At 59.9% G+C, this 3,049-nt stretch carries 3 protein-coding genes; all 3 read right to left on the bottom strand.

All coding sequences use genetic code 11. From position 1 onward, the window contains the following. Positions 1-616: methionine synthase (locus Q0602_RS06740; RefSeq protein WP_298840643.1), on the bottom strand; the 616-nt coding region annotated here is incomplete at its 3' end. A gap of 25 nt (positions 617-641) precedes the next feature. Continuing rightward, positions 642-1,619: a DUF1852 domain-containing protein gene (locus Q0602_RS06735; protein ID WP_054641288.1), complete on the bottom strand. Its 978-nt coding sequence runs from the start codon at positions 1,617-1,619 to the stop codon at positions 642-644. Positions 1,620-1,830: 211 nt separating this feature from the next. Then, the coding region (astB, locus tag Q0602_RS06730; protein ID WP_298840629.1) for an N-succinylarginine dihydrolase at positions 1,831-3,049 on the bottom strand (1,219 nt) is incomplete at its 5' end.

The raw sequence follows: 3,049 nt of genomic DNA, 5'->3' as shown, positions 1-3,049 counted from the left end.
ACTCGACCCCTTCGATGGCTTTCTCCAGGGCGGCGATGCCCCAGTCGTTCACCTCATCGAAGAAAACGTTGAAGGCGGGCTCATCGAACTGAATGATGTCCACGCCAGCCGCCGCCAGATCGCGGGCTTCCTGGTTGAGGATCTTGGCGAACTCCCAGGCCAGCTTTTCGCGGCTCTTGTAGTGGCCATCATAGAGCGTATCGACCATGGTCATGGGCCCGGGCAGCGCCCACTTAATCGGCTGGTCGGTCTGCTGGCGCAGGAACTTGGCATCCTCGACGAAGACCGGTTTTTCCCGCGAGACGGGGCCCACCACCGAGGGAACGCTGGCGTCATAGCGGTCGCGGATCTTGACGATCTCGCGCTGCTCGAAATCAACGCCGTTCAAGTGCTCGATGAAGGTGGTGACGAAGTGCTGGCGAGTCTGTTCACCGTCGCTGACGATGTCGATACCCGCCAAGCGCTGATCGTGCAGCGATATCCGCAGTGCATCCTGCTTGCCTTGGGCCAGCTCCTCGCCCTGCAGCTTCCAGTCCGACCAGAGTTTTTCTGGCTCGGCCAGCCAAGCGGGCTTGGGCAGGCTTCCGGCCGTCGATGTGGGCAGCAATGTCTTCATAACAATATCCTTGGTAAACAGTGAATCAAAGGGCGACATCGGCCGACCAGCGCTCGAGCACGTGACGGAAAGGTTCGATGAAGTAGCGCTCGGCAAACTTGCCCTGCTCGACGGCCAGCTGGCTACGCTCTTCGCGGTCGTACTCGATACGGGTCAACGAGTAGTCCTGATGGGTCAGATGCGGTTGATAGACCTTACCTGCCGCCGAGTTAGCGTTGTAAATTTCCGGTCGATAGATCTTCTGGAACGTCTCCATGGTGCTGATGGCGCTGATCAGTTCGAGATCGCTGTAATCGGCCAGCAGATCGCCGGAAAAGTAGAACGCCAGCGGTGCCACGCTATGGGGCGGCATGAAGTAACGCACCTGCAGGCCCATCTTGGCGAAATAGAAATCCGTGAGTGACGATGTGTCGTTCACGTATTCGACGCCCAGCACCGGGTGGCGATTTTCCGTCTGACGATACACCTTGTTGCTGGAAACGCTGAGACAGATCACCGGCGCCTTGCTGGCAACGGATCGATACGCCTCGGAGTCGACGAAACGCTTGAACAGCTTGCCGTGAAGATCGCCAAACCCCTCCGGAATACCAAATTCCGACCGCTCCTTGTTGTGCTCCGAGAGCCACACGCTGAAGTCGTAGTCGCGGACGTAGGAGGAGAAGTTGTTCCCCGTCATGCCCTCGATGCGTTTGTCGAGATGCCGATCGATGATGGTCGTCTTCAACATCTCGATCGCCGGGAAGGTAGCGCCTTCAGCCGCCACGCTTAGCTCGCCGGTAATGATCTCCAGCTCGACGGCGTAGCGATCTGCCTTGGGGTTATCCCAATGGGCCAGGGTATTGAAGCGATTGTCGATCATGGTCAGCGCGTTACGCAGGTTTTCCTGGCAGCGCTCGCCTCTCGCCAGATTGGCGAAGTTGGTCGTGGTACGCGTGCTCTCGGCAGGACGGTAGTTTTCGTCGAACCGGACGCTCTTGATATCGAAGGTAAAGTCGTAGCTCATCGCGAACAAACACCCTGTTGGTCGAGATTGGCGACGGCGCCCCAATGCAGCTCAGCGCTCGATGCCATGTGTGACGTTTCGATAGACGGGCGTTAGCGCCACGTCATCGAAGAGGATGTGTTCTTTATGCCAGACCCACCATATGAATGAAAAGCGACATTAATTCAACTCATCATGAGAAAACCTCATGATGAGTTGTTTGGCAGGGCGCTTACCCCTGTTGAAACGGATACACCGAGCCAATGTTCAGCAGCTGCGTCAGCTCATCCAGCGCGGTGAGCACCTCCGTCGCGAGCTGCGGGTCGGCCAAGTCGTCGGTAGCGAGGCGGTCGCGGTAGTGGCGGTTCACCCAGGCGGTGAGGTCGCTATAAAGTGCCTCGTTGAGCAGTACACGGCCAGTCAGCGCAGCGCGCTCGGCTTCCGACAACACCACCCGCAGGCGCAGGCAGGCGGGACCGCCGCCGTTGCGCATACTTTGCTTAACGTCTTTAACGATCACTTCGCCAATAGGGTTATTGCCCGCCAGGATGAAGTTTTGAATCGTGTTCCACACGGCTTCGCGCTCTTGGCACTCGCTGGGCACCACCAGCGTCATGGTGCCATCCGGGTTGGAGAGCAGTTGCGAGTTGAACAGGTACGACGCCACCGCGTCTTCCATGCTCACCGCTTCCATCGGCACCCGAACGGGAATCAGCGGCGTGCTCATCTTGGCGCGCAGCTCGTCCAGCGTGCGCTCTTCATCGAGAAATGCCATTTCGTGGTAGAGCAGCACCGGGCCGTTGCCCACAGCAATCACATCGTTGTGGAACACCCCAGCATCGATGGCCTCCGGGTGCTGCTGGGCAAAGACGGTCTGGGCGTCGCTCAACCCGTGCTGGCGGGCCACCGCCTGGCTGGCTTCCAGCGTTTGCCGGGCGGGGTAGCGCTTGGGTTCGTTCCGCCCGCCGCTAAACGCCTGTCGGCCATACACGAACAGGTGCACGCCGGGCTCGCCATACTCGCCGCACAGGCGGGTGTGGTTGGCCGCCCCTTCATCGGAAAATGCGGGCGTGGCAGGCAGCACCGGGTGATGGGCAAAGTGCTGCTCATCGCGAAAAATCGCTTGCAGCACGCGGCCGGTAGTCTTCGGCTCTAGGTAGCGATGAAAGCTGGATTGCAGGTTGGCGGGGGTAAAGTGCACCCGACCATCCGGTGCATCGACGCTGGGGGTAATTGTGCCTGCGTTAGCCGTCCACATGCTGGAGGCTGAACATACCGCCCGCAGCAGCTGCGGCGCTTGCTTCGCGGCTTGAGCGAGGATCTCGCTGTTGCTGCCGCTAAAGCCTAACGCTCGCAGCGCGCCCAAATCAGGCCGCTGCTGAGGAGGCAGCACGCCTTGGGCATAGCCCGCGTCCATCAGCGACTTCATCTTGGCCAGCCCCTGCAGCGCC

Source organism: uncultured Salinicola sp., assembly GCF_937921195.1.
GTDB lineage: Bacteria > Pseudomonadota > Gammaproteobacteria > Pseudomonadales > Halomonadaceae > Salinicola.
The sequence above is the reverse complement of the archived record's forward strand: the minus strand, read 5'-3'. Positions and strand labels throughout refer to the sequence as shown.

Bases quoted from the DNA above. Each gene is read 5' to 3' on its own strand.
- Q0602_RS06735 (WP_054641288.1), bottom strand. From the start codon at position 1,619: ATGAGCTACGACTTTACCTTCGATATCAAGAGCGTCCGGTTCGACGAA.